The organism is Nostoc sp. UHCC 0302 (assembly GCF_038096175.1).
Lineage (GTDB): Bacteria > Cyanobacteriota > Cyanobacteriia > Cyanobacteriales > Nostocaceae > UHCC-0302.
This window is the reverse complement of record NZ_CP151099.1, coordinates 1,406,278-1,431,420: the sequence shown is the minus strand read 5'-3', so window position 1 is coordinate 1,431,420 and position 25,143 is coordinate 1,406,278. Positions and strand designations below refer to the sequence as shown.

The 25,143-nt window shown below is 42.1% G+C and carries 23 protein-coding genes; 13 read left to right on the top strand and 10 right to left on the bottom strand.

Annotated features, from left to right (window positions below):
• Positions 1-179 precede the first annotated feature (179 nt).
• Positions 180-1,214 carry a hypothetical protein gene (locus WKK05_RS05875; RefSeq protein ID WP_341528834.1) on the bottom strand — a complete coding sequence of 345 codons (1,035 nt, stop codon included), beginning with the start codon at positions 1,212-1,214 and terminating at the stop codon, positions 180-182.
• A gap of 13 nt (positions 1,215-1,227) precedes the next feature.
• Positions 1,228-1,473 (bottom strand): hypothetical protein, encoded by a 246-nt coding sequence (locus tag WKK05_RS05870; protein ID WP_341528833.1) that lies wholly within the window; start codon positions 1,471-1,473, stop codon positions 1,228-1,230.
• Positions 1,474-2,830: 1,357 nt separating this feature from the next.
• On the opposite strand from WKK05_RS05870, the gene WKK05_RS05865 reads away from it, so the two are divergent.
• A complete protein-coding gene (locus WKK05_RS05865) occupies positions 2,831-3,613 on the top strand; it encodes a hypothetical protein (protein WP_341528832.1) in 783 nt (260 codons plus the stop codon).
• A 281-nt stretch (positions 3,614-3,894) separates the two neighbouring features.
• On the opposite strand, the gene dnaK is transcribed toward WKK05_RS05865, so the two are convergent.
• Together dnaK and WKK05_RS05855 are read right to left on the bottom strand one after the other, a co-directional pair.
• The gene (gene dnaK, locus WKK05_RS05860) at positions 3,895-5,793 is read right to left on the bottom strand and encodes a molecular chaperone DnaK (protein WP_341528831.1); all 1,899 of its coding nucleotides are present in this window, start codon (positions 5,791-5,793) and stop codon (positions 3,895-3,897) included.
• Positions 5,794-5,977: 184 nt separating this feature from the next.
• Positions 5,978-6,472, bottom strand: coding sequence for an Hsp20/alpha crystallin family protein (locus tag WKK05_RS05855; protein ID WP_341528830.1), 495 nt, complete (start codon positions 6,470-6,472; stop codon positions 5,978-5,980).
• A 468-nt stretch (positions 6,473-6,940) separates the two neighbouring features.
• Between WKK05_RS05855 and rnhA the strand changes: the two genes are divergently transcribed.
• Positions 6,941-7,852: a ribonuclease HI gene (gene rnhA / locus WKK05_RS05850; protein ID WP_341528829.1), complete on the top strand. Its 912-nt coding sequence runs from the start codon at positions 6,941-6,943 to the stop codon at positions 7,850-7,852.
• A 203-nt stretch (positions 7,853-8,055) separates the two neighbouring features.
• Here rnhA and cruG read toward each other — a convergent pair whose 3' ends face one another.
• The gene (gene cruG / locus WKK05_RS05845; RefSeq protein ID WP_341528828.1) at positions 8,056-9,252 is read right to left on the bottom strand and encodes a 2'-O-glycosyltransferase CruG; all 1,197 of its coding nucleotides are present in this window, start codon (positions 9,250-9,252) and stop codon (positions 8,056-8,058) included.
• Positions 9,253-9,359: 107 nt separating this feature from the next.
• Positions 9,360-10,268 carry a gamma-carotene 1'-hydroxylase CruF gene (gene cruF / locus WKK05_RS05840; RefSeq protein WP_341528827.1) on the bottom strand — a complete coding sequence of 303 codons (909 nt, stop codon included), beginning with the start codon at positions 10,266-10,268 and terminating at the stop codon, positions 9,360-9,362.
• 397 nt (positions 10,269-10,665) lie between these two features.
• Between cruF and WKK05_RS05835 the strand changes: the two genes are divergently transcribed.
• Entirely contained in the window at positions 10,666-11,100 is a 435-nt protein-coding gene (locus WKK05_RS05835; RefSeq protein WP_341528826.1) for a hypothetical protein, read from the top strand.
• Between the two features lie 69 nt (positions 11,101-11,169).
• Here WKK05_RS05835 and WKK05_RS05830 read toward each other — a convergent pair whose 3' ends face one another.
• Complete coding sequence (locus tag WKK05_RS05830) at positions 11,170-11,556, bottom strand: response regulator (protein WP_341528825.1); 387 nt, start codon at positions 11,554-11,556, stop codon at positions 11,170-11,172.
• 641 nt (positions 11,557-12,197) lie between these two features.
• On the opposite strand from WKK05_RS05830, the gene WKK05_RS05825 reads away from it, so the two are divergent.
• A complete protein-coding gene (locus WKK05_RS05825) occupies positions 12,198-12,989 on the top strand; it encodes an SDR family NAD(P)-dependent oxidoreductase (RefSeq protein WP_341528824.1) in 792 nt (263 codons plus the stop codon).
• A gap of 34 nt (positions 12,990-13,023) precedes the next feature.
• On the opposite strand, the gene WKK05_RS05820 is transcribed toward WKK05_RS05825, so the two are convergent.
• The 3 genes from WKK05_RS05820 to WKK05_RS05810 all read right to left on the bottom strand — a co-directional run bounded on the left by WKK05_RS05820 (position 13,024) and on the right by WKK05_RS05810 (position 14,454).
• A complete protein-coding gene (locus WKK05_RS05820; RefSeq protein ID WP_341528823.1) occupies positions 13,024-13,203 on the bottom strand; it encodes a hypothetical protein in 180 nt (59 codons plus the stop codon).
• 22 nt (positions 13,204-13,225) lie between these two features.
• On the bottom strand, positions 13,226-13,390 hold the full coding sequence (locus WKK05_RS05815; protein WP_341528822.1) for a hypothetical protein: 165 nt from the start codon (positions 13,388-13,390) through the stop codon (positions 13,226-13,228).
• 116 nt (positions 13,391-13,506) lie between these two features.
• The gene (locus tag WKK05_RS05810) at positions 13,507-14,454 is read right to left on the bottom strand and encodes an NAD-dependent epimerase/dehydratase family protein (RefSeq protein ID WP_341528821.1); all 948 of its coding nucleotides are present in this window, start codon (positions 14,452-14,454) and stop codon (positions 13,507-13,509) included.
• A 618-nt stretch (positions 14,455-15,072) separates the two neighbouring features.
• Between WKK05_RS05810 and purD the strand changes: the two genes are divergently transcribed.
• The 9 genes from purD (at position 15,073) to WKK05_RS05765 (ending at position 25,102) form a co-directional block, all read left to right on the top strand.
• On the top strand, positions 15,073-16,374 hold the full coding sequence (purD, locus tag WKK05_RS05805; protein WP_341528820.1) for a phosphoribosylamine--glycine ligase: 1,302 nt from the start codon (positions 15,073-15,075) through the stop codon (positions 16,372-16,374).
• Positions 16,375-16,802: 428 nt separating this feature from the next.
• Entirely contained in the window at positions 16,803-17,069 is a 267-nt protein-coding gene (locus tag WKK05_RS05800) for a hypothetical protein (protein WP_341528819.1), read from the top strand.
• Between the two features lie 12 nt (positions 17,070-17,081).
• Entirely contained in the window at positions 17,082-17,831 is a 750-nt protein-coding gene (locus WKK05_RS05795; RefSeq protein ID WP_341528818.1) for a hypothetical protein, read from the top strand.
• Positions 17,792-18,541, top strand: a complete 750-nt coding sequence (locus WKK05_RS05790; protein ID WP_341531031.1) for a Druantia anti-phage system protein DruA — start codon at positions 17,792-17,794, stop codon at positions 18,539-18,541. The genes WKK05_RS05795 and WKK05_RS05790 overlap by 40 nt, the downstream gene beginning before the upstream one ends.
• A 154-nt stretch (positions 18,542-18,695) precedes the next feature.
• Positions 18,696-19,112, top strand: a complete 417-nt coding sequence (locus WKK05_RS05785; RefSeq protein ID WP_341528817.1) for a XisH family protein — start codon at positions 18,696-18,698, stop codon at positions 19,110-19,112.
• A complete protein-coding gene (locus tag WKK05_RS05780; RefSeq protein WP_341528816.1) occupies positions 19,100-19,444 on the top strand; it encodes a XisI protein in 345 nt (114 codons plus the stop codon). Before WKK05_RS05785 ends, WKK05_RS05780 begins: the two co-directional genes overlap by 13 nt.
• Before the next feature lie 438 nt (positions 19,445-19,882).
• Positions 19,883-21,832: a two-component system sensor histidine kinase NblS gene (locus WKK05_RS05775; RefSeq protein WP_341528815.1), complete on the top strand. Its 1,950-nt coding sequence runs from the start codon at positions 19,883-19,885 to the stop codon at positions 21,830-21,832.
• 260 nt (positions 21,833-22,092) lie between these two features.
• Positions 22,093-23,940 carry a tetratricopeptide repeat protein gene (locus WKK05_RS05770; RefSeq protein ID WP_341531030.1) on the top strand — a complete coding sequence of 616 codons (1,848 nt, stop codon included), beginning with the start codon at positions 22,093-22,095 and terminating at the stop codon, positions 23,938-23,940.
• A 106-nt stretch (positions 23,941-24,046) separates the two neighbouring features.
• Complete coding sequence (locus WKK05_RS05765) at positions 24,047-25,102, top strand: DUF2891 domain-containing protein (RefSeq protein WP_341528814.1); 1,056 nt, start codon at positions 24,047-24,049, stop codon at positions 25,100-25,102.
• The last annotated feature ends 41 nt before the right edge of the window (positions 25,103-25,143 follow it).

The window sequence follows — 25,143 nt, the reverse complement described above, 5'->3', positions numbered from 1 at the left end:
AGAGGGGGAGATGAGGAGGACAAAGGGAATAACTTCTGCCTCCTGAATTCTGTACAGACGCGATTAATCGCGTCTGTACTCCTAACTCCTGTACAGATGCGTAGACACTAGAAGAGCGGCTTCTCGTAAGAGTATAATCGCGTCTCTACTCCTGACTCCTAAATTCTAACTAGCTGAGTTTAGCGAGAGTTTCCCCCCGCAATCAGATTGGAGTCCCAGGTATAAAAGCCGATTTTGTCAGGAACCCTAGAGAATCTCCCTGTTCGATACCCTCTAGATAGTTCATTCAGCACCTTATTTTTTACCTCTCTGATTTGCTGAGAATCAAGTTCTCCATAAATTCCAGCGATTACTTCAGCAACGCTGAAAACTTTCCCAGGATTTTGTTCAAGCAGAGAAGTGAGGGCATCAATCAAAAATTGACCATCAAATGCTCTGAGCATTGGTACTACTTTTGTCTGGGGAGGTACAAAAGCTTTCTTCTTTTTGTGTCTGCTACTCTTCGAAGCACCATTACCGTTATTTGGGACTACTAAATTTAAATCTAGTGTGTAACAACCTGGTTCTTCGGGAACAGCTGCCCAAGCATTTCTTTCTCTGCCTTGTGTCAGGGAAGATTGAACTCTACCTTTAACTACTTTGAATAGATTTGAGTCTAACTCTCCGTAAAGCGATCGCACGATGAAATCAATATGACAGACAATGCCTTTATGCTCTTGCAATAGCTGTTTTATAGCTTCCATCCGAGATAGAGCTTGATACTCAGACAGCATAGGAACTTCTGACACTTTCGCTGAGTTATCGTTACTCTCTGAAGGCGTCTCTATAACTGACAGTGTATTTGCAGGTTCACTCTCTTTCGTGTCAACAGTAGCAGAATTCTCTAGCTCAACGTTATCCGAGCCTTGAGGTTCTGAGTTTATAGATTCAACTAAGTCGATTTCAGAGATATCATCAGGCGGTGAGAGAAATAATAGCGGGCTTTCTTGGGAAGAATTTGAAGTTTCGTCAGTTGAGGCTAGTCTTGATATATGGTTTTTGCCATTTGAAAAAGACCAGTTAGACAACAAAGCTTCTACATGATCAAGCTGCGATCGCGCTTGCACAAACAGACGTTCGTACTCTTCTGTGAGGCGAGCATAGTAGTCTCGTAATTCCAACAGTGGCGAGAGGAAGTTACCTGGAGGTGGTTCTAACTGTACTTGTGGAGTCATAATAGGGCTTCAATCAATTTAGATCAGTATCACTTTTATAAGTCATTGGCCGAGGTTTTGCTTTGTGAGCTGCTTGCTGAGATTTCTTAGGTGCTTGCGGAGGGCGACATCTCTCGCAATAGAAAGGTCGAGGCCCAAAAGTCTCACGTTTTGTCACCTCGTTACACTCTTTACAGACAAACTGAAAAACACGAGTGTGAATCTCTCTTTTGTGCGCCCTAACAGTGTATTCTCTAACATCAATCAGTTTAGTTGCCATAATTAGGAATTTAGAATTTCCTGCGTATCAATGTCCTATCCATATAGCTATTCAAGCAAATGAAACCGCATCAGTGTGTGTTTATGTGGAAGTTTTATTCAAATCAATAAATTTGATTCCTAGTACAAGATGCAAATGTTGCTTGATAATAACCTGAGAGTTATTCATCGGTTTCTCCTCAACATATAGTTCATGATGAGCAGACACTACTACCATCCCTATATTGCTTGATTAGAGTAACGACTTTTATTGCCTGTAACGAGCTGCTTCTGCCTAATGCAACCTACTCTGTATTGAGAGTGGGTAGCTTTTAAATAGACACAATCCCTCACAATCATGCCATTGCTGTAACTCAAGTACTATATCTAGCACTGACCTCGCCAAAAGAAGGCAACCACAAACTGGTTTGGCTGGATAAGACTATGCTTTGACAACAGTGTCTTAAAGATTTTTTGAAGGTGCTTGAACAGGCTGTAAAAATCTTACCAAAGTATTCGTGCTTCAGTCCCAGGTTTTTATTTATAAGGATAAATTTTATTGATCGGGATGTCAGCGCATGAGGAAGTTTCTTCACCGTAATCAAGGGAATTGGGGATGGGAAACTGTGGAATTCTTAATTTCCGTAAGGAAAGCAAATCAATTTATCTCAAGTTGGTCTAATTGCCCATCATAAAAGTACCGAACTTCTAACCCCTCTTCCTGATGGTAGAGGGATACTCATTAACAAAGTTATTTACGTATAATGAACAACTATCTCCTGCTGTTAGGATGTAATTCCTCTTACTGCTCAAAGCAGAAGAGAGACTGAAAAACCCGTTAATTTTAGTAATCAAAGCCTTTGCCTATACATGCATTAGGAATAGCATATGCCTTCAATTTGGGTTCAGTATTGTTAACTAAAATACATTCGTTGTTAGCAGAGTACGAATAATAGAAGCTATGTTTTACTGTGCAGAACAGGCTACTTTCAGAGGTGCGACAATGCCTACTGCCAAAAATATCGATGAATCATTTCTGACTGCATCATAGCCTATAAGTAGGTAGGCGTAATTAAACGTAATATGTCATTGCGATGAGAAACAACGTTTGCAGAGCCTTACTGTAGGCTAGGAATCGCAATGACAGTCAATATTATATTTATTTACACCTATCTGTTATTAAATTGTCGAAAATCGAAATTAAGACAATCAAGGTTGTATCTATCTATTCACACTCCCAAAACAGGTAATGCATTTCAAGTCTGTCACAGCTCAAACCATTTGAGCAATTTGTCCAGTTTGATGAGGTTAATATTATTTTCGATCATAATCTCATCGTTGATATTAATAATATTTGCGTTGCGTAAGGAGAAAACTATATGCCTGACTTTGCTAGACTAACTCGCTTATCTCAATTAATGGCTTTTGCTGCTTGTGGTACTCTCGTGGCAGCAGTTCCTATAAATACACATGAATCCTCTGTTTTCGCGCAAGAGAGCAAACTCACTTCTACTCCTTTGCTGATATCCCAGTATCGACGTGGACGTGATTATGATCGCAATACCCGCAGACTCAGAGCCGAGTCAGGGCCAGATAATAGAGGACGTTGGCGATTTTATAAACCGGAAGATGTATCACGGGATGCAATGCAATCTCAAGGTTGTACTGATGTCGGCTCTGGCGCAGCAAATTGGCGCTGTCCCCGCTCTACTATTAGGGTGGAAGTAGATAACGAGCGTCCTGATTACGAACGTCCTGATTACAATCGCAATACCCGCAGACTCAGAGCCGATTCAGGGCCAGATAACAGAGGACGTTGGCGATTTTATAAACCGGAAGATGTATCACGGGATGCAATGCAATCTCAAGGTTGTACTGATGTCGGCTCTGGCGCAGCAAGTTGGCGCTGTCCCCGCTCTACTATTAGGGTGGAAGTAGATAACGAGCGTCCTGATTACGGACGTCCTGATTACAATCGCAATACCCGCAGACTCAGAGCCGAGTCAGGGCCAGATAACAGAGGACGTTGGCGATTTTATAAACCGGAAGATGTATCACGGGATGCAATGCAATCTCAAGGTTGTACTGATGTCGGCTCTGGCGCAGCAAGTTGGCGCTGTCCCCGCTCTACTATCAGGGTGGAAGTAGATAATCGGCGTTGATAGAACTTAGGGAATCCTACACTAACAAACTAAGTTTGATAGTGTAGGACTCAATACGTTTCGGATAAGCAGGGGAGGCATGGGAAGCAGGGGGAGAATTGGAGGAAATATTGAAGGCATTTTTTAATTCTTCTTCCATTTCCTCCCCTGCCCCTCTACTCCCCCCGCCTGCCTCAACCAAAAAGTTCCTTAACCGAAAGGTATTGGTGTAGGACTTACGCATGAAAATGAAAAATCAATTAAGCGATCGCCCCCTAAGTTTTGTGGACAAGCTGAAAATATTACTTGTTTTCCACAAAATCTGCATCAATTACATCATCAGTGCGATCGCCAGAGCCGTTAGGAGAGCCAGCAGCCCCATTAGCCCCGGTACTTCCCGCTTGAGCATAAACAGCACTACCCACTTGCATTAAGGCTTGCTGCAACTCATTGGTGAGAGACTTAATGCGATCGACGTTCTCTTGATTAATCGCCTCTTGCAAATCTTGCACCAGCCCTTCAACGCGACTCTTATCGGCAGCACTTACCTTATCACCCAAATCATGAAGTTGTTTCTGAGCCTGATAAACTAAAGAATCTGCCAAATTCTTCGTATCAATTTGTTCACGCCGTCTCTTGTCTTCTTCAGCGTGGGTTTCTGCATCCCGAACCATGCGTTCCACATCTCGCTTATCGAGAGTGGAAGCACCTGTAATCGAAATCGACTGCTGTTTACCTGTTGCTCGGTCTCTGGCAGTCACTGAGAGAATACCATTAGCATCAATGTCAAAGGTGACTTCGATTTGCGGTACACCTCTTGGTGCTGGTGGAATTCCGTCAAGGCGGAAAGTACCTAGACTCTTATTGTCTTTGACTAATTCTCGTTCACCTTGGAGAACGTGGACTTCCACGTTTGTTTGACCATCCGCCGCCGTCGAGAAGATTTCAGATTTTTTTACAGGGATAGTTGTATTGCGAGGAATAATCTTAGTCATCACACCACCAAGGGTTTCTACGCCCAAAGACAAAGGCGTGACATCGAGTAGTAAGATATCTTTGACTTCGCCCGCCAAAACACCCGCTTGAATTGCAGCACCAACAGCTACAACCTCATCAGGGTTAACGCCTTGGTTAGGATCTTTACCTGTTATCCGCCGCACTAATTCTTGCACGGCGGGGATGCGAGTCGAACCACCGACGAGTACAACTTCATCCAGTTCAGCATTGCTAAGTTTGGCATCTTGCAATGCTTGCTGCACTGGTTTGCGACAACGGTCAAAAAGATCCGAACACATTTCCTCAAATTTAACTCGCGTTAACGTCATATCAAGGTGTTTTGGGCCTTCTTGAGTAGCAGTGATAAAGGGGAGGTTGATATTAGTTTGAGTGGCACTTGAGAGTTCGATTTTTGCTTTCTCTGCTGCTTCAGTCAGTCTTTGTAAAGCTTGCTTATCTTTACGCAGATCAACACCTTCATTACGCCGAAACTCATTAGCCAGCCAATCTACAATCTTTTTATCGAAGTCGTCACCACCTAAATGAGTGTCGCCGCTGGTGGATTTCACTTCAAATACGCCATCACCCACTTCCAAAATAGAAACGTCAAAAGTTCCACCGCCAAGGTCAAATACTAAGATGGTTTCATTGTGTTTTTTATCTAGACCGTAGGCAAGGGCTGCCGCCGTCGGTTCGTTAATGATGCGGAGGACTTCTAATCCGGCAATTTTACCTGCATCTTTGGTGGCTTGCCGCTGGGAATCATTGAAGTAAGCAGGAACCGTAATTACTGCTTGAGTAACTTTCTCTCCCAAATATGTACTTGCATCATCAACCAACTTCCGTAGGACTTGGGCAGAAATTTCTTCGGGAGCAAATTGTTTACCTAGTGCGGGACAGTTGAGTTTGACGTTTCCGTTACTGTCACGCAGGATTTTGTAAGAAACTTCTGTCGCTTCATGGGTGACTTCTTCGTATTTACGCCCAATAAAACGTTTTACAGAATAAAAAGTGTTTTCTGGGTTCATCACTGCTTGGCGTCTAGCGATTTGACCCACCAAGCGTTCGCCAGTTTTGGTATAAGCTACAACCGAGGGAGTGATGCGCTGTCCCTCAGCATTGGGAATCACGACGGGTTGTCCACCTTCCATGACGGCAACACAAGAGTTCGTCGTTCCTAAATCTATTCCAACTACTTTTGCCATATATCTCCTCTTCAGTTTCAGGCAGGGAGCAGCACTTCTCTACGAGAGGCTGCGCCCTAAGCGTAGCTATGCCGCAGGCTTTACGGCTACGCTCAGTGACCGAGGAGCAGGGGCTGGAAGCAGGGGGGAAATATTATTAATTTCCAGTACCTAGTACCCAGCCCCAATACCCAGTCCCCAACCACTAACCGAGATTAACTTTGACAGCTTTGTGTTTTTCTGGTTCAGCTTTCGGCAAAGTTAAGCGGAGAATACCATCTTTGTATTCAGCTTGCACTTTGTCGTTTTGAATTAAAGAAGGTAACGGAATTACCCGCTGGAATTTGCCATAACGAAACTCAGAGCGAGTGAGACCATTTTCTTCGGTTCTGGTTTCGGACTTCCGCTCACCGCTAATTAAAACTGATTCAGGAGTCGCTTCTACATTTACATCTTTTGCTTCTAGACCTGGTATTTCAAGTCTTAAATGAAATGAATCATTAGTTTCTTCTATTTCGGCAGCAGGAGTAAATGTGAATCCAGTCCTTTCCCCATCATCAGTTGGGATCAATCTATCAAACAAGCGATTCAATTGACGCTGTAGGGTATCAATTTCTCGAAATGGTTCCCAACGTTCACTATCCCGCAACGATTGTAAACGTCCAATATCGCGGAATGGCTCCCAACGAATCAGTGCCATATCTATCACCTCTAAGCTACACTACTTAGTCTTAGGAGGCTCAATCTCAAGCTTCATCTTTGTGGATGACTTATATACCTTTCTCAATCAATCTTCAATTTTTAAAAGCTTAATCTCAAGCTTCCTAACTAACACGGTAGAGCAACTGAAATCTTGGTAGGTTCGGTTTTATCTCAATGAGCGATCGCAATAACCGTACCCTTTTAGCAGGTTCACAAGTCGTTACAAATTTGAACTATTATGATTCCAGTTGCTAGGTAGGTGCAGCATTATGAGATAGAGTATCACCACTTGGTGGTTCAGCAGTCGCTCATGGGGGAGACCCCCTACAGCCCTGCGGGCATCCTACGGCAGGCGCTAGCCTCTCCCTTTGGGAGAAGACCGCGCTGCCTCACCAGTTGATACTCTTCGGGAAGTCGCATACTCTACGAGAAGCGGCTAAAACATTGGCTGATAGATATTTATACCATGCCCACCCAAAACATAATCCAAAGCATATATACAGATGGCGCTTGTACTGGTAACCCAGGCCCTGGTGGTTGGGGTGTCGTTGTTTACTTCAGCGATGGCTCAATTCATGAGATGGGCGATGCATCAGCCCATACCACCAACAATAAAATGGAAATGCAAGCGGCGATCGCGGCCCTACAATTCCTGCATACGTCTGGACAAACTGAACCGATCACTCTCTATACTGATAGCGAATACCTAATCAACTGCGTTACCAAGTGGGTGAAAGGCTGGAAAAATAAAGGCTGGAAAAAAGCAGATGGTAAACCCGTTCAAAACCAAGACCTTTTGGAAACTTTAGACCAGCTCAATACTAAGCAAATCAAATGGCAATACGTCCGTGGACATTCTGGTAACATAGGCAACGAACGGTGTGATGTAATTGCTCGCACCTATGCCAGTGGCAAAATACCATCGCTACAGCAATTAGTCCCAACAAGTTCTTACAAATCTTTACCTTCTACAAGTGAACTAAATGTAGCAAAAGTGTCTGATTATGATACTAACTCTAGAATAATTAACAAAAGGATACCAGAAATCAGTACTTCTGCATCAGAAATAACCCCTATGGAACCATCAACTGGGCCAGCTGCGATCGCAACCGATGAAAAACCGTCTGAGATGAGGGTTTCGCAACTCCGGAACTTGGTCGAAACTCTGCGTATTGCTGATGAACTTGCCGAAAAAGGCTACCTAATCACCAGTTCCGAATTAGCAGACTTGATGGATGTCCACGCTAGCGCCGTCACCAGTCGGGGAGACGAGTGGCGCTGGCGAAACTGGATAGTGTCACGCGTACGCCGTGAAGGAAATCAAATACTCTGGGAGCTAGAACGCGCGGATCGAGTAGGAGGTGAAAGTGAGGAATAAGGTTGAGGAGGTAGAGGGGCAGCACTTCTCTACGAGACCGGAGGCGTAGCTTGCTTCCCCGGAGGGGTACGGCTACGCTCAGTGATCGAGGAGCAAGGGGGACAAGGGGGACAAATAAAATACTAATTCTTGACTCTTGTAGAGACGCGTAGACGCTCGAAGAGCGGATTCTCGTAAGAGTATAATCGCGTCTCTACGACTCATCACTCAGCATTGTACTTCCGTCCTCGCCACTCGCGGGGAGTACGGAATGCAGATAAGAAGATTCGCAATACAGCTATGGGATCAGCCAAAGGGGAAAGCCAGAACAACCAACTGCCTGTCGCACTTTTGCGATCATAGGAAGGTGCGATCGCTATAAGCATTGCAAAGCGAATCACTAGTAGGAATAAGTTTAGTCCCAGTAGTAGGTGAGGGGGAGAGGGAAAAAGGGGCAGAGTTGGGGAAAGGAGGAGGTAGGCTAGGACAACTAAAAGGGGTAAAGCTTGAACTGCCGAAAGTACCCATAAATCTCCCCATAGCTGAGCAATAGAAGAAGCATCTTTAAGGTCGAGACTTCGACCCCATTCTTTCCAAGTCTCCATTGCTCCCTCATACATCCGCACCTTCAGCACTTTCGCACCATCTAAAAAGCCCACGTTAAACCCACGGGCAGCAATATTCCGCGCCAAAGTGACATCATCACAAAAAGAACTACTGGCACTGATATACCCACCGACAGCAGCTAAAACTTGGCGACGACATAAAAAGCACTGCCCGTTTGCCATCACCCGTTCTGGCTGCTCCGTATTAATACCAGCTGGGTCAAATCGATACAGTAGAGTCATCAACAAAGCTGGTTGTAGCCAGCACTCTCCTGGGTATTTGAGGATAAACTGAGGCGAAAGGGAAACCAAATCATAGCCTTCTGCTTCAGCTGTCTTCACTAAACCAGCAACCAAGCCAGGATGGGGTTGAATATCAGCATCCAGTCCGAGAAACCACTGACTCGCCTCTGAACTATGCAAAAAGCCGTTATGCAACGCCCAAGGACGCCCCACCCAACCAGAGGGTAAAGGATCATCTGTCATCACGCGAAAGCGGGGATCTTGTTGCTGTGCTGCTTTGACTAATTCAGGGGTTCCATCTTGAGACTTGCTGTCTACAACAATAATTTCTCGAATTTCGTAGCTTTGCCGACTTAAGCCAGCCAACAAAGGACTAATGCGAAGCGCCTCGTTGAGTGTAGGCACGACAACGCTGACGCTCCCCAAAAGCTCTAACGTTGGCTGTTGGGGTTCTATTGGGGGATGGCGTCTTGGCCCTTTTAATAGGCGCGAAAGTAGAATTGCTGTTGCAGGTAATTGGATAAGTAACAACAAAAGCGATATGGCGCTTTCTATTGTCAAAGCGTTGTCCACTGTTAAATTTTACTATGGGAGTAGGGGAGTGGGGAGTGGGGGAGTAGGAGAGTGGGGGAGAAATAATAACTAATGTTCAATCCCCAATGCCCCATCCCCCATCCCTTCTATTTCAAAGCAACTTTGACGCTGGCCACTGAGACTTCTTTTGCTACTGGTTCAACGGTAAGTTGAGCAGATGTGCTTGAGCCTCTCAACCAGAGCGCCACGGCGGGAGTGACACCAAGCACTAAGCCTAGCAACACAGGGATGGAAAATCCAGCTGCCAAACTCATCACTGTAGCGAAACCAAAGTTACTTAAATAAACCACCAAGGGTATATTGAGTTGCGATCGCTCCAATGTAATTGGGTTGTTTCTCCACAAAACTGCTGCCACAGTCATAAATACTGAGCCGGTTCCCATCCACCCTAGAAAGTTTTGGTAAGGCATTCCAAAGAAAGCACCTGGTTGTTGCCAATACCAGAAGGGGAGAGAGGTTTGACTCATGGCGGGATCAAGTACAAAATCCCAGGAGGTGAGTAACAAAGCACCCAAGGCGATCGCACCTATATGACGCAATAAGCTGGGTTTTTTGTCCACTTCTAAACCTGCACGCGCTAGCAGGTAAGAAACGCATCCTACATAAAACCATGACAATGGGATTGTAAATGGAACTAAACCCGCGATTTTATAGCCTAAACCACTCAGGTAGCTGTAGTGACCAAAGGGAAATCCAGTGCTGGTTCCCAATAGTTCACTTCCTAAAGAAATAAACACTGACGGCAGCATAAATGCTAAGGTGCGACCTAAACCTAAAGTCCGCAAGCCATACAGAAACACAGCTACTGCACCCAAAATCATATAAGCCACACCGCCTCCAGCCATACTCCACTGCATGGCGGTCTGTCCTACGTCGGATAAGTTTAAAATTATTTCGGCATTGGGTACGACCAGTAGTATACCTACCAATCCAAACACCATTGACACAATATGACCAATGAGGCATACGCGCTCAACAATAACAAGTTGTCTCATGATAATTCCTTAACAAGATGTGACACGCGGCTACTCGGCTGCTAACAGTTTACAAATGTTTAAGAACATATTTAAGTACTTTGTGCCGCAATTCTCTGCAAACTTGTTTTGCTTTCTTGGGTAGAGCATAACAGCTTATTCATTGAAGCTATAAGAAATATAAGATAGACTTACTAGTCTAAGCCATGACCGTCAAATTCTAAATAACTTCATCTGGTTTGCTTTTAGTTTCTTGTTGCACTGTTAACCACAGGGTGAAAAACTTCCTCTATAGCAGAATATCGTTAACGGGAGACAACTGTCACGAACTAAATCAAATGCTTAGGTAAAGTAAACCCCTTGGTTGCTGCATAGAGTCGTGAAATAATAGCTTTACTCAGTACTGTAAAACCAACCCATGTCAATTTTAAAAAGAGTTCCTTGGGTTTCCCTGGCGCTAGTACTGCTTAGCTACAGTACTTTAGGCTGGATGATATCTGAAACAAATGCCCCACCGTTTGTGTGGGAGGTGGTTATATTTGCTATCTTGCTTTTACTGTTAACTTTGACTACTTCTTGGTCAAGGATGTCACGCTATTTTACTTTTTTGCTCAAATCAAAAGTCAAGACTTTCGCTATTTCCGTTTTAGCCGCTTTCTTGTTCTTTCTCATGCTTGCCTGGTTTCGCGTATTTCTTGATACCTTACTGATTCTTTCTGCCACTATATTAGTCAGGATAGACTTTCAAGCAGCTGGTTTTAACCAAAAGCTAGCCTTTGGGATGACCTCTATATTTTCATTTGCAGGTTTAGCTTTAGGTGCGCTAGTCTACAAGTCACTCTCAATCTTTTAACGGCTCTACAGCAACTGCATCATTTATAACTATTGAGCTCAGGATGAAGTCCTGACTCAAAGGAGATTTTTAAGAGTTACTGTCTAAAATTGCTCGAACTTGAGTTATTACTGCATCAGGATCAATAGGTTTCTGGATAAATCCATCAATCTTTATATCAAGAGCCTTCTTTGCATCATCTTCAGCAATACCTGTCACCAACAAAATAGGAATAAATTGAAATTTAGTCGATTCTCGAATGTATCGAACAACTTCAAATCCATCCATTTTGGGCATCATCACATCTAGTATTAGCAGGTCAGGTGGGTTAGGGTTTGTTTCAAGGAAGTCTAGCACCGCTGCTCCTGAATCAACAACTTCAATCTGGCATGACTCTGCTTCTAGAATCGTTTTCATCAAAAAAGAGTTATCAGCCACATCATCACAAATCAATATACGCTTAATAAAACCCTGCATTAGTCTTAATTTGAAAAAAATAGCTTTTTACTGGAACTACTATAAAAATGCCAAATTCTACAATCTTATATACACATACAAGCTTTAGTCTGTCCGGTATCAGACATATACGAACTCCAAATAATAAAATACCCACCCCCTCTAGGATGATGCTACGTAGCGTTAGCTACGTAGGAGCATCTCCTTGGCACAGTCTCTTGTAGAGAAGGCGCTAGCCTCTCCCTTTGGGAGAACACGTTACTGCCTTACTGTTTCAATGATATTTTTTATTTAACCCAACTATTGTGGCAGATAACCTCCAGCGTACTTTATTTGGGCGATCGCTTAAATAAAGTACGATCACCCTTAACTGCTCAACAAAGCTGCTTGCTGCTGGCTAAAAAGGCAATTGTGAGTTGCATATGCGTTGTAATAGAGTAACTCAACAGCGTAATATCTTAAAAAATTTCATAGTTATAAAAATGCTCTTCTTGAAGTTTAAAAGAACTTTTTAAGTTAGTTAATACTAAGTTTAAGTTATATTTAATACTAAGTTTAAATTATATCTTGGTAATAGCCAAATTATAAAATTATATTTTATAATTTGACTATTATTTCTTACTATGATAAAAGTATTAAATATTTAAATAAAGGGGAGAAGCGTGACAATTATTAGAGGAAAAACGGTACTTTTAACTGGTGCATCGGGTGGTATAGGAATATATATTGCCCGGAGTCTAGCAAAAGAGCGAGCAACTGTAGTGGCTGTTTCTCGTTCCGAAGCAGAACTAGAGAAAATATGCGATGAAATTAAAGTTTTTGGGGGAAAAGGGATAAGTATTCCTTTTGACATAACGGAGCTTACACAATTGCCTACTCTTGTGCAAGATATTAATAAAGCTGTAGGCGCAGTAGATATTGTAATTAATAATGCTGCTATACTAATTGTTAAAGCTTTTGTAAATTATTCTTTCAAGGAAATACAATCACTAATAGAAACTAATTTGCTTGCTCCTATTGAATTAACCCGTTTGCTACTACCAGGTATGTTAGAGCGCGGAACAGGACACATTGTTAATATTGCTTCTCTGGGTGGTAAAAAAGGAGTTGTTAATAACAGTGTTTATTCTGCAAGTAAAGCTGGTTTAATCATGTGGAGTGATGCTGCCCGGCAAGAACTAATTGGTACTGGTGTACATATTTCGACAATATGCCCAGGATATGTAAATGCCGGGATGACCATTAATAGTAACTTGTCAGTAAACCGATTAGCAGGTATTTCCACACCTATTAAAGTTGCGAATGCAGTTATCAAATCTATTAAACAAAACCGAGGCGAAATAATAGTCAATGAAAATCTGTTCAAAGAAAATTTGACTAAATTAATATTTGCTATTGGACAATTTAATCCAGAATTTATAAATAAAATTTATCAACTAATCAGTGTCAATTAAATGAAGTCAGGAGACGAGATAGAAGTAATTTTTGCTACTTGAGTAACTCCAAGGCACTTAGTAGTATTGAAGGAGACAGTCCGGCTTGAGGAAAGGAAAGTTTCTTGACCTCTGCCTCAAACAGGACTGCCTCCTGCCTTCTGATTTGAAAATAAAACTTTGGCAAAAACCCAAAAAAGGTATATGGCTGAAGTTGTTGAATGGCGACAGCCAAAACTAACACATTGATTGCGGGTTTAAATTACAACCGTAATCGGCTCAAAACTAACTTGATAACCAAAGTTATCCAAGCGTTTAATCAATTCTTTATTAACACTTTCGGGTTGTTGTTTGTCAAAATAATCAACTCCTAAATCTTTATAAGTTTCTTGGCAAAATATCAGATGATATGCGCTCGTCAAGATAGAAACTGCAACAGCAGCACGTTTCTTACCCCTTAGTCCACTAAATTAGGTTATTAAACCCAGGCCACCAGTACTCTCCAGTGAGATTTTTTCATTTGGGCTGCCTTCTGAATTTAATACAATGACTTAATCCACTGCCATTCCTGGCTCAAACCTTCCCTTAAAGAAACTTGCGGCTGGTATCCAAGAATTTTCTGCGCTTTAGATACATCAGCAGCGGTGTGGCGGGCGTCTCCCGTAGCTTTTTCTAAGTAGTTTCTGTTAACTGGTTTCGCGACAATTTCTGCTATTATGTCCAACACCTCTGCTAAAACCACTCTGCTACCACCACCAATGTTGAAGATTTCTCCAACTGCTTCGGGTACAGTAGCGGCAGCTAAATTAGCAGCGATGATATCACTAACAAAGGTAAACTCCCGTGTTTGCTGTCCATCACCAAAAATAGGAATTGCCTTATCCTCCAAAATAGACTTAAAAAATTGATGAAATGCCATATCTGGGCGCTGTTTAGGCCCATATACTGTGAAATAGCGCAATGCCACAAATGGCACACCAAAGTTTTTGTAATATAGTCCGCCTAATTGTTCAGCCGCTAGTTTAGTAATACCGTAAGGAGAAACTGGTTGTGGGCAAATCCCCTCGTGAGTAGGTAATGTTTCTGCATCACCATAGACACTAGATGAAGAAGCAAATACCAACCTTTTCAAATTTTTAGCATTTTTAGCTGCTTCTAGCAAAACTTGTGTAGCATTAATATTTCGTTCAGTATAATCTCGAAAAGACTGACCCCAACTCGCCCTGACACCTGCTTGCGCTGCTTGATGGTAGACTACATCAACATCTTTTAGAAGTGCTTGCCAATCTAAAAATTGCATATTTCCTTCAATTAATGTAAAGCCAGGTAAGCAATGTAAGTGGGCAACATTTTTACGCTTTAATATAGGATCATAATAATCATTAAATTCATCAATCCCAACGACTTCTTCTCCTTGTTGCAACAACGTTTCTACAAGTTGAGAACCAATAAATCCTGCCGCTCCAGTGACAATAATTTTAGCCATGTCTGTTTCTGAATGTTCTATTAATCACAATATTAACAGGTTAATACTTATATTCCATATCGTCATTACTTGAGGATTATTTTTTTAACCATTTAAATCACACAAAATTTCTAATAGATACTTAAAGAGTCTGATTAGTTTTGTCTGAGTTTCAGTATATTTATTGACTTGTTGTAAGTAGTAAAATTTATAAATATTTTAATTTGCTAAGTTAAATGTTAAGAACAAATACAGTATAAATTCTTTAGCTAAGGCAGATAAGCAAATAAGAGCAATTAAACTAAGGTATGGTGTGATTAGGTAATACTGAAATGCCATTAAATATAGCAACTAAAAAATGAGGAGGCACTGCGTTACACACAGAAGTCGGTTGCGAAGCTTCATCCGAGCCTCAAAACCAGGAGCAACGCTTGGCAGAACTTAGAAAAGTTTCTTTCGTTGCAGCAACCCCGCGTAGATCAGGGAGATTAGGAAAATTTTGCTTACGCTATCGTTTCCATGACTGCACACAATTTCTAATTGAACCAAGGGCTTGCATAAGTGTAAGAATTGGTGAAAAATTGATCCGCGAGAGCCGCTAGGGGATTCTCGTTTCGCAAGGCACGCACGAGGAAATCAGTGAAAGTTTTAGTTGTCGGTAATGGAGGGCGAGAACACGCTCTAGCATGGAAGTTGTTGGAATCCAAGCAAATTGAGCATGTGGTCTGTGTGCCAGGCAATGGTGGGACAGCAAGGATGGAACGTTGCCAAAACTTGCACTTGGGGGTAGACGATTTTGAAGGCATCAGCCGATTTGCTCTAGAAAATGGCATTTCTTTAGTGATAGTCGGGCCAGAAGTGCCTTTAGCCAGAGGAATCACAGATTACCTAGAAGAAAAAGGATTGATGGTATTTGGCCCTAAAAAAGCGGGAGCGCAAATTGAGGCGAGCAAAGCTTGGGCAAAAGCCTTAATGCAGGAAGCAAAGATTCCAACTGCACGAGCTGCGGTATTTACAGAGGCATCAGCGGCAAAATCCTATGTCAGAGGTACAGGCGCACCAATTGTTGTCAAAGCTGACGGCTTAGCAGCTGGTAAAGGTGTGACGGTAGCTGAAACAGTGGAACAGGCAGAAAAAGCGATCGCCGCAATTTTCCAAGGGCAGTTTGGTAGTGCTGGGGAATTTGTTGTCATTGAAGAATTTTTAATTGGTCAAGAGGTGTCAGTCTTAGCTTTGACAGATGGATTAACAATTCGACCGTTACTGCCAGCTCAAGACCATAAGCGGATTGGTGAAGGTGATATAGGCGAAAATACTGGTGGGATGGGAGCCTATGCCCCAGCACCCATTGCTACGCCAGAGTTAATGTCACGCATTCAAACAGAGGTATTAGAAAGAGCGATCGCCACTTTAAGAGCTAAGGGCATTGACTACCGAGGCGTGCTGTATGCTGGGTTAATGATTGCGCCCAATGGCGACCTGAAAGTTTTGGAATTTAACTGTCGCTTCGGCGATCCTGAGACGCAGGTAATCTTACCACTCTTGGCAACACCTCTAGAAGAATTAATCCTGGCTTGCGTACAGCAACGCTTAGGGGAACTGCCGCCGATTGCCTGGAAACAGGGAGCAGCTGCCACTGTCGTTGCTGCTTCAGGTGGTTATCCAGGGGAATATCAAAAAGGCAAAGTGATTACTGGTATTGAAGACGCAGAAACAGCAGGCGTGACTGTATTTCATGCAGGGACGAAATTGAACCAGCAACAACAAGTAGTAACCGATGGTGGTCGGGTTTTAAATGTGACTGGCGTCGGAGAAAATTTTGAGCAAGCGATCGCCCAAGCATATGCTGGCATCAAAACAATTCACTTTGAAGGGATATATTACCGTAGAGATATCGGTTATAGAGTGCTGAGTGGGAAGCAGGGGGAGCAAACCCCATAAGCGATCGCGTGATGTTACTTGTTGAAGATGGTGTGCAGGTGATTCGTTACGTTATTAAACTCTGTTATGTGCCAATAGGCTAACAGTGGGATACACTGCATGGACAATCCTGCACACTTAACAGGTATAGGGTAGCTAACGATGCCTAAATTGAACTATGCTTAGGCATTGTAGACATACAGCAGATTGCAAGTTAGTTAAGTACAAAAATACCCCTCCCTAACCCTCCCCTTGGAAAGGGGAGGGAACTAGATTGGCAATTTTCCCCCAATACATCGGGGGGATTAAGGGGGGTAAAGGATGTACTCCATTTAGATACAAAACGCTGTAAATAATAATGCTTCTACGACCAGCTACTCGACAAATATTATACTGAAATCATAAACGTTAGGTAAAATCTTCTAAAGCAATACTGTTAAAGGCAAGATATGCCAGGAAAAGAAATCCCTGATAGTGCTATTGAGTTGGTTGCGAAACATATCAACACAAGAAGCAACAAAAGTTATGGTATTCCTGTGATTGGACACGAGGAGAATATAGAAACTCCTCAAATATTTGAAATCATTCCATTCGATCAAATTGATGACAGTGACAGAAGATTTTATGCGATAGATGGCAGTTATAACAATGAGCAATTCTACAACGGTCTATGCATCGCTATTTATGCTGCTGGTTACATCTGCTTACCCTTGTGAAAGCAGATTAGGATGAACTCATTAGACGATCCAGTAATACTTGGGCAGGCATATTATCCACATAATATTCTTATTACACATCCAGGCCACTTGAATGATATTTACGATGAACTTCTAACTTTAGAGCCAATTAAATATCTATTCAAGTTTTTAGATGATGTACCAGATAAGGTTTTCGCGTACAAAAGAGAACAAATTTGTGCAAATCTATCAACACTGCTGGGGTTCTGTCAGGAAGTTTTGGAGATTGCGCTTATTCTTGAAATTATTGATCGTCCAGAAACAAAGGCTGGAGATTTTATTTTACGAGATGGTACGTTGCGGCCCCTACAAGTGAAACAGTCTTACTTAGTGAAGTTAGGAGAATATGCTCATCATAAGGGAGTTAAGGTAGTTGCTGTTACTAAACAATCTTTGACCAAGATGGAACTAGCTTATACATTTAAACAGATTGATAATTATCTTCAGGATCAACTTAAGTATGAGTATCCTTTTGTAGAAACAGATCCAAAGCGCAAGAAACTTTGTTGCTGGTTTGAGATTCCTGATGTAGTTCTCAAGGCAGCATATCAGGGAGATATGTTTATCAAAAAATCGATTCGCGGAGGAAGAGGATTTGGGTTGTTTATGGCAGCTCGATTAGATTATGTGGAAAAGCTACAAAACTACGATTGGCTTATACTTGATGTCAAGTACCTGTTACAGTCGGTTATGGAAGACGCATTCGATACTTTGTCTTTGATCATCAAAATGAGAAGTTGATAGGGATAGTTGGTCTTTGTGATCCTGTTATTGGTTTGGGTGTTAGAGATGACCAATCTATCGGGTGGACAAAAGATCAAAAAATGCAGCGACTATATAACTGCATGACTGCATATATTCTAGGAGCAATACCGCCATATAATAAGGTACTTGGTTCTAAGCTCATTGCCCTGACTTTAATGTTTCCAAAAGTTCGTAATGATTTTTATCAAAAATATAAAGATAATCCTTCTGTTATTACTGGAGAAAATAAAAAGCCTTATCTTGTTTATATCGATACACTAGGAGCATTTGGTAAATCAGCAATTTATAATCGTCTAGCAAACTGGGATTTTATAGATTATACGAAAGGGCAAAGTCATCTTCATATAACAGCAAATGGCAGATGGGAACTAATTAGGCAAGTTGTACCAGACGATGTTTTCAATAGTTACAAATTTGGCGAGGGTCCAAATTGGAAAATGCGTATCTTGAAAAGAGGTTTGCATGAACTTGGATTGTCAGCAGATATGCTTAGCATTGGTTGGCAAAGGGGATATTATCGCTGTACCCTGGCTGAAAATTGGCAGGAGTATCTGTTGGGAGATACAAATCAGGTGGTATGGAAAGATTTTACTCAAATAGATTTAGTAAGCTACTGGCATAAAAAATGGGTTACTCCTAGATTGGAGACTTTGCAAACTAATTTAGAGTTAGAACTTGGTTTGTAAATTTTTCTAAAGCTTATACGTTAAGATACCTGCAATACTTTTAAAAGTTAATTTAATATTCAAGGTATCTAATCTAATCTAAACCCAGTCTAGGATCAGCTTTAAGACTGGCGCTGATTTTTATCAGGTAGCGAAGCTGACTTATACTTAAATTATGCCCAAGTTAGACATTATCCATAATGCGGTAAAAAATGCACTGGTGAAGGACGGCTGGGTAATTACAGACGATCCCTACATAATTCAGTATCGAAGAACAACGTTGTATGCTGATCTTGGTGCTGAACGCCCCATTGCAGCTGAACGAGATGGTCAAAAACTTGTTGTTGAAGTGAAAAGTTTTATTGGCGCATCAAAGATACAAGATTTGAAAGAAGCTCTCGGTCAGTATGACATCTACCGTTATCTTTTAGAGGAAACAGCGCCAGACCGTAAACTTTACGTTGCTGTCGGTGCAATCACTTATAAAAGCTTTTTCAACCAGGATGTGATTCAACTCATCCTCCACAAACATCAACTTCCACTCATTGTCGTCGATACAGAGACAGAGGAGATCACACAATGGATAAATTAACTGAGTATCCTAAGATAATTAAGCGTATCCTGACGCAGTATGTAGAACTATGTAACCATCGTCCTAACCAAGATATCGAAACATTCTTGATTATGGATGAGCCGAAGGGTCATTATATTTGGATGAACCTTGGTTGGCAAAACGGCGATCGTATTACTGGTATGACCGTTTATGTTCGGATTCGAGATCGCAAATTTTGGATCGAGGAAGATTGGACTGAAGATGGTATCGCAACTGACCTAGTTCGTGCAGGTGTTAATAAGGAAGATATAGTGTTGGCATTCCATGAGCCTAAGATGCGGCAGTACACAGATTTTGCAATAGCATCGTAGCGGTGGCGCTCTCTTATAATGCAGTGCAGCGGAAGGTACAACAAATATTTTCTTACTGAGTTTAAGTTTACTAGCTGCCCCTAACCTGAGCCAAACAACTAGATTAAGATTTTGACAGGTTGGATTTTTTTTACACTACTACGCGTCTGTGCGTAACCCACCAGTCAAAAAATGGGGTTTAATGCGTTAATCCTCAACTGGATATCAACTCTGATCGCTGGAATAAGGTAAATTCGTTAAAGCTACTTTAACAAGTATACCCCCTGCACTCCCTAATCCCTTCCGTTGCCTTGGTCTCCAATAGGAGAAGTTCTGATCGCCGTCAGTCGGCGCTTAGACTTCTCTCCTCATCTCCCAACTAACATATTTGTCGAATTAACTGTTAATTTTTTAGTTGTTGGGGTTTATAACTAAACACTACTGACAACTTTATTTAAGATGCTGGCTCTGTTAAAAACAATTCGAGAAGCGATCGTCAATTGGTGGTCTGAGTTTACTCTCCAGACTAAGCTGTTGGCTGTAGCCACTTTAGTGGTTTCGTTGGTGATGAGTGGTCTGACCTTTTGGGCTGTAAATACAATTCAGCAGGATGCACGTCTGAATGACACCCGCTTCGGTCGTGATTTAGGACTGCTACTTGCAACCAATGTTGCCCCCCTAGTTGCTGACCACAATCTCACCGAGGTTGCCCGATTTTCTCAACGCTTCTACAGCAGCACCTCTAGTGTGCGTTATATGCTCTACGCTGATGAAAATGGGGAAATCTTCTTTGGTATTCCTTTTTGGGAACCGGAAGTAGAAAACTCTCTCACCATTAAACGGCGGATACAACTGCCAGAAGATTACCCTGGTGATGGGGAAAAGCCAATGGTACGGCAACACATGACCCCAGACGGGGCAGTCACAGATGTGTTTATTCCCCTAATCGTCGATGGCAAATACCTGGGCGTATTGGCGATTGGGACTAACCCCAACCAGGCGGCAGTTATTTCTACCAATTTCACTCGCGATGTTACCATTGCCGTTTTTATCACAATTTGGGTAATGGTGATTTTAGCAGGAGTGATTAACGCTTTGACAATCACTAAGCCGATTAAAGAACTGCTGGTGGGGGTGAAACAAATTGCTGCTGGTAATTTCAAGCAGCGCATTGACTTACCCCTAGGAGGCGAGCTAGGAGAGGTAATTTTTAACTTTAATGAAATGGCAGAGCGCTTAGAGCGCTATGAAGAACAAAATATTGAGGAACTGACCGCAGAAAAAGCCAAGTTAGAAACACTAGTTTCAACGATCGCCGATGGTGCTGTGCTGATTGATAACAATATGCAGGTGATTTTAGTCAACCCCACCGCACGGCGAATTTTCGGTTGGGAAGGCACTGAGGTGGTAGGCAGCAATGTTTTACATCACCTACCCTCAGTAGTACAAATGGAAATCACCCGTACCTTGTACGAAATGGCAGCAGGCGAATGTGAAAGTGCCGAGTTCCGCCTTCATTTAAACCAACCAGCCAAGCGGACAATCCGCATTCTGTTGACTACAGTACTCAACTCACAACGAGAAAGTATTAAGGGCATTGCCATAACCGTCCAAGATATTACCCGTGAGGTCGAGCTAAACGAAGCAAAAAGCCAATTTATTAGCAACGTTTCTCACGAACTACGAACGCCATTATTTAACATCAAAACATATATTGAAACCCTGCATGATTATGGTGAAGACTTGGGTGTACAAGAACGCCAGGAGTTTCTAGAAACTGTAAATCATGAAACTGATCGCTTAACTCGCTTAGTTAACGATGTTTTAGATTTATCCAAACTTGAATCTGGTCGAAGCTACAGCTTTGATGGAGTAGATTTGGCACAGGCGATTGAGCAAACACTACGTACTTACCAACTCAATGCTAAAGATAAAGGCATTGAACTTATTCAGGAAGTTGCTCCTGATTTACCCCTAGTAATAGGTAATTATGATTTGTTGCTACAAGTGTTTGGCAATTTGATTGGTAATGCCCTCAAATTCACCAAAGCGGGTGGTAAAGTGGCAATCCGCGCCTACCAATTAGATTTTAAGCCCAACTCTCATACTCAATCTCCAGGTGTGCGAATTGAAATTTCCGATACTGGAATTGGGATTGCCCAAGAAGACCAACACTCAATTTTTGAGCGCTTCTTCCGCGTCGAAAACCGAGTTCACACCTTAGAAGGCACAGGTTTGGGTCTATCTATTGTCAGAAATATCATCGACAGGCATCGCACTAAAGTTCATCTAGTGAGTGAAGTTGGCATTGGCACGACTTTTTGGTTCGACTTAACCGTATTTGAAGAAGAAGTACCACCAATTCAACTTGAGCCTGCTGTTGAAGCACCCAAAATTATTACAGCCTGAAGGAAGGTAGGGGGCAGTCGCTTCGCTCCAATTAAAAATGAAAAATTGATAATTAAAAATTGGGAGAATCCTCTTAAATTTTGAATTTTTAATTCTTAATTTTTAATTGGCTTGTGCTGGGTTTGAATCCCTCAAGAAGAGTGATTCTGAATTCTGCATTATTCTTCAAGTGCCGTTAGGTTGCTAATTTCCTTCAATTCTTTCCCCTACCCCCCTAGAAGACTAGAATTAGAATTGACGTGACTTTATCTAGTGTTAAAGTGTCAGACTCTTTGCCATTGCGCGATCGCTACATAGCCTTAATTGATGAAATTGTCGAAACCACCCTCAAGGGCAAGATTAGCTCTGTGGAACAAGTGTATCAAATGCTGCTCAAAGGTATCACTTCAGGTACAGGAGAAGTGTTTGAGCTAGCTTTGAGCGATCGCTTGAGTAGTATCCAAAGCCAAGTAGACAGCGAAAAAGATGAACTCAAAAAAGCGAAGGCTAGCCGGAGTTTGAGAGCAATAAAAACAATCCAAACTCAATGGCAACGTTGGCAAGAGCAAAATAAAGCCACAGAAGCGATCGCTTCTGCGGTTACAGAAATTACCACAGCCCCAAAAGACGAGCGTTTAGAGACATTTTTACGCGTTACTGACCCCAATCAGAAATATCCGCTGAATTTCCAACAATTACAGCAGTTGTCAAAAGCGTTACTGCAATTTGCTCAGGCAGATTCAGATTTACAGCAATTCTCAGAAGGCATTACCCGTGGTTTAGCTTCTTGGCAGCGTTTACAAGACAACTTGCTCAGTTGGATGTACGAACAAAATCAAGGTTCTCTGGGATTTGGCGGCGTACCGGGAGAACGTGGCCCTTGGGCAAGTTGGGCGAAGCAACTTAATAGTGAGTTATCCCAAGGCTTGTTTCGCACCTTAGCGATGGAAGAATCTCCAATTGAATTTGCCCAAAAGCAGCGCGGTATCACCCTCAGAGATTGGGTAGAGATGGCATTAACTTTACAGTACTTGCAACGCGGATTAATTAATTGGTTTGATCAACAAGCTTACGATGTGAAAGCAGGGCCAAAGTTGTCAATCTCTACTTTCTTGACCTTTGCAGTGATTTGGAGTCAATTAGCAAGTGGTTTTCAAAGCATTGGGGCAGTATACAGTAATGCTTCTTCTCAAATCATGCTCCAGATTTTGCGAACCTTTGCTCAACGTCCATATTTTCCCTTCTACGGCGGGATTTTTGCGTCATTTTCTGGTAGTTATTTACGCGATGCCTTAGATTATCTCAATGAACCGCTGCGACAAGTCGAAGGAACTCAGGAAAAAGCGCGGATATTGACACTTTTAGGCTATTCACAGCGTGCTTTAGGACAATACGAGCGTTCCATTGATTTGCATCAGCAAGCATTGGAGATAGCCAGAAATGCAGGCGATCGCGCCTGTGAAATTGCTAACCTAAACCACCTTAGCCGCACCTACGTGCAACAGCAAAATTATGGCGAAGCAATTAACAACAGTCAACGAGCATTGATACTAAGTCGGCAAGCAGGCGATCGCATAGGAGAGGCGAATGCACTCGTAAATTTAGGTTACAGCGAAGTCATGCAAGCTCAGCAATTAGAAAATACTGAACCAGAAATCTATGAATCAGCAATTAATTATTTAGAACAAGGTTTAAAGCTCTCTGAAAAATTAGGTGATATTCAAAGTAAAGCCTTATGTGTCAGCAGCTTAGGAATTGCTTATTTAGTGATTGGACAATTTCAAGCCGCGATTAAATATCTCGAAGATGGCTTTAAAACAGCACAAATTTCTGGTGACTTGTATCTTCAAGGGCGGAACTTAGCTCATTTAGCTGAAGCTTATTATCATCTACAAAATCCTGATAAAGCTATTTACACAGGTTCTTTAGGAATGTATCTTTTAGAGCAAATTGCTTCCCATGAATGGCGTCAACCAGCCGGTTTACTCACTATTTTGCAAGGACAAATAGGGGCAGATGCTTTCCAAAACTTCTTACAGCAACACCGTCCTAAAATCATTGCAGTTATCGGCGTAGATGGGTATGATCACATTCCGCAATTGTTAGCAGAATATAAACAAGATATTTAAATAATTCGTAATTCGTAATTCGTAATTAAAGAAATTTGTCAGTACTAAGTAGAGTGCATTATGGCTAAAGCCGTAATGCACTGCAACTAGACACGTCTCACGAAGTATGATTGAAGAATTAGAAATTAATGAAACGACTGCGGCACAATTTGCTCAATTAGTGCTGAATTGTGTTGAACAGGAGTATCCCAACAGTAATCTGTATTGGGCTGAGAGTGACGAAGATATAAAACCACCGCGTGAATTGACTCCTGCTTTTTATGGCTGCTTAGATTGGCATTCAGCTGTACATGGTCATTGGTTGCTAGTACGTCTGATGCGTCACTTTCCTGAAGCCAGCTTTAGCACAGCAGCAAAGCAAGCACTTAATCGAAGCCTAACGCTTGAGAAAATTCAAGGAGAGATTGCCCATTTCCAGCGGTTGCCCTTTTATGAATTTCCTTATGGTGTATCATGGCTTCTGCAATTAGCTGCCGAACTATACGAGTGGAATGATGCTCAAGCCAAACAATGGTTGATTGTATTGGAACCGCTAGAGAAATTGATTGCAGGTAACTTACAGCGCTGGATTAAAGCACTCACACGCCCCGATCGCACAGGGATGCATAATCAAACAGCTTTTGCATTTGGTTTAATGCTGGATTGGGCAAGAATAACCGAAAATACAGACATCGCTGAGTTAATAGAGAACAAAGCACAGCAATTTTATCTGGGCGATCGCAACTATTCCTTACAATTTGAGCCACTAGGCTACGATTTTTTATCGCCTAGTCTTGCAGAAGCAGACTTGATGCGGCGAATACTGCCAACAACAGCTTTCACTGACTGGTTAACTAATTTTCTTCCACAAATACCCGTTGAAAATACAGCAAATTGGTTAGAACCTCTGAAAGTAGATAATCCTCAAGACTATATGCAATCTCACTTCCACGGTCTTAATTTAAGTCGCGCTTGGATGCTTGAGGGCATCATTTCGGGATTGTCTAAAAGCGATCGCCGCAGAGAAACACTTCGCTCTACTGCTGTTGTGCACCGTCAGACTGGACTAGCACATATAGTGAGTGAACATTATGCAGCTACTCACTGGATAGGAACTTTTGCTGTTTACCTCACAACAAATCGTGGGTTGCAAAGGCAAATTATATCAATTCGTAATTCGTAATTTTGCTCTAATTAGCAACACTCGTAATTTGTATTACTCAG

Excerpts from the sequence above, each read along its gene's own strand:
- WKK05_RS05870 (WP_341528833.1), bottom strand. The coding sequence starts at position 1,473 with ATGGCAACTAAACTGATTGATGTTAGAGAATACACTGTTAGGGCGCAC.
- WKK05_RS05765 (WP_341528814.1), top strand. The coding sequence starts at position 24,047 with ATGATTGAAGAATTAGAAATTAATGAAACGACTGCGGCACAATTTGCT.
- WKK05_RS05830 (WP_341528825.1), bottom strand. The coding sequence starts at position 11,556 with ATGCAGGGTTTTATTAAGCGTATATTGATTTGTGATGATGTGGCTGAT.
- WKK05_RS05835 (WP_341528826.1), top strand. The coding sequence starts at position 10,666 with ATGTCAATTTTAAAAAGAGTTCCTTGGGTTTCCCTGGCGCTAGTACTG.
- WKK05_RS05780 (WP_341528816.1), top strand. The coding sequence starts at position 19,100 with ATGGATAAATTAACTGAGTATCCTAAGATAATTAAGCGTATCCTGACG.
- WKK05_RS05785 (WP_341528817.1), top strand. The coding sequence starts at position 18,696 with ATGCCCAAGTTAGACATTATCCATAATGCGGTAAAAAATGCACTGGTG.
- WKK05_RS05810 (WP_341528821.1), bottom strand. The coding sequence starts at position 14,454 with ATGGCTAAAATTATTGTCACTGGAGCGGCAGGATTTATTGGTTCTCAA.
- rnhA (WP_341528829.1), top strand. The coding sequence starts at position 6,941 with ATGCCCACCCAAAACATAATCCAAAGCATATATACAGATGGCGCTTGT.
- WKK05_RS05855 (WP_341528830.1), bottom strand. The coding sequence starts at position 6,472 with ATGGCACTGATTCGTTGGGAGCCATTCCGCGATATTGGACGTTTACAA.
- WKK05_RS05875 (WP_341528834.1), bottom strand. The coding sequence starts at position 1,214 with ATGACTCCACAAGTACAGTTAGAACCACCTCCAGGTAACTTCCTCTCG.
- WKK05_RS05800 (WP_341528819.1), top strand. The coding sequence starts at position 16,803 with ATGCCAGGAAAAGAAATCCCTGATAGTGCTATTGAGTTGGTTGCGAAA.
- WKK05_RS05865 (WP_341528832.1), top strand. The coding sequence starts at position 2,831 with ATGCCTGACTTTGCTAGACTAACTCGCTTATCTCAATTAATGGCTTTT.
- WKK05_RS05795 (WP_341528818.1), top strand. The coding sequence starts at position 17,082 with ATGAACTCATTAGACGATCCAGTAATACTTGGGCAGGCATATTATCCA.
- dnaK (WP_341528831.1), bottom strand. The coding sequence starts at position 5,793 with ATGGCAAAAGTAGTTGGAATAGATTTAGGAACGACGAACTCTTGTGTT.
- WKK05_RS05775 (WP_341528815.1), top strand. The coding sequence starts at position 19,883 with ATGCTGGCTCTGTTAAAAACAATTCGAGAAGCGATCGTCAATTGGTGG.
- cruF (WP_341528827.1), bottom strand. The coding sequence starts at position 10,268 with ATGAGACAACTTGTTATTGTTGAGCGCGTATGCCTCATTGGTCATATT.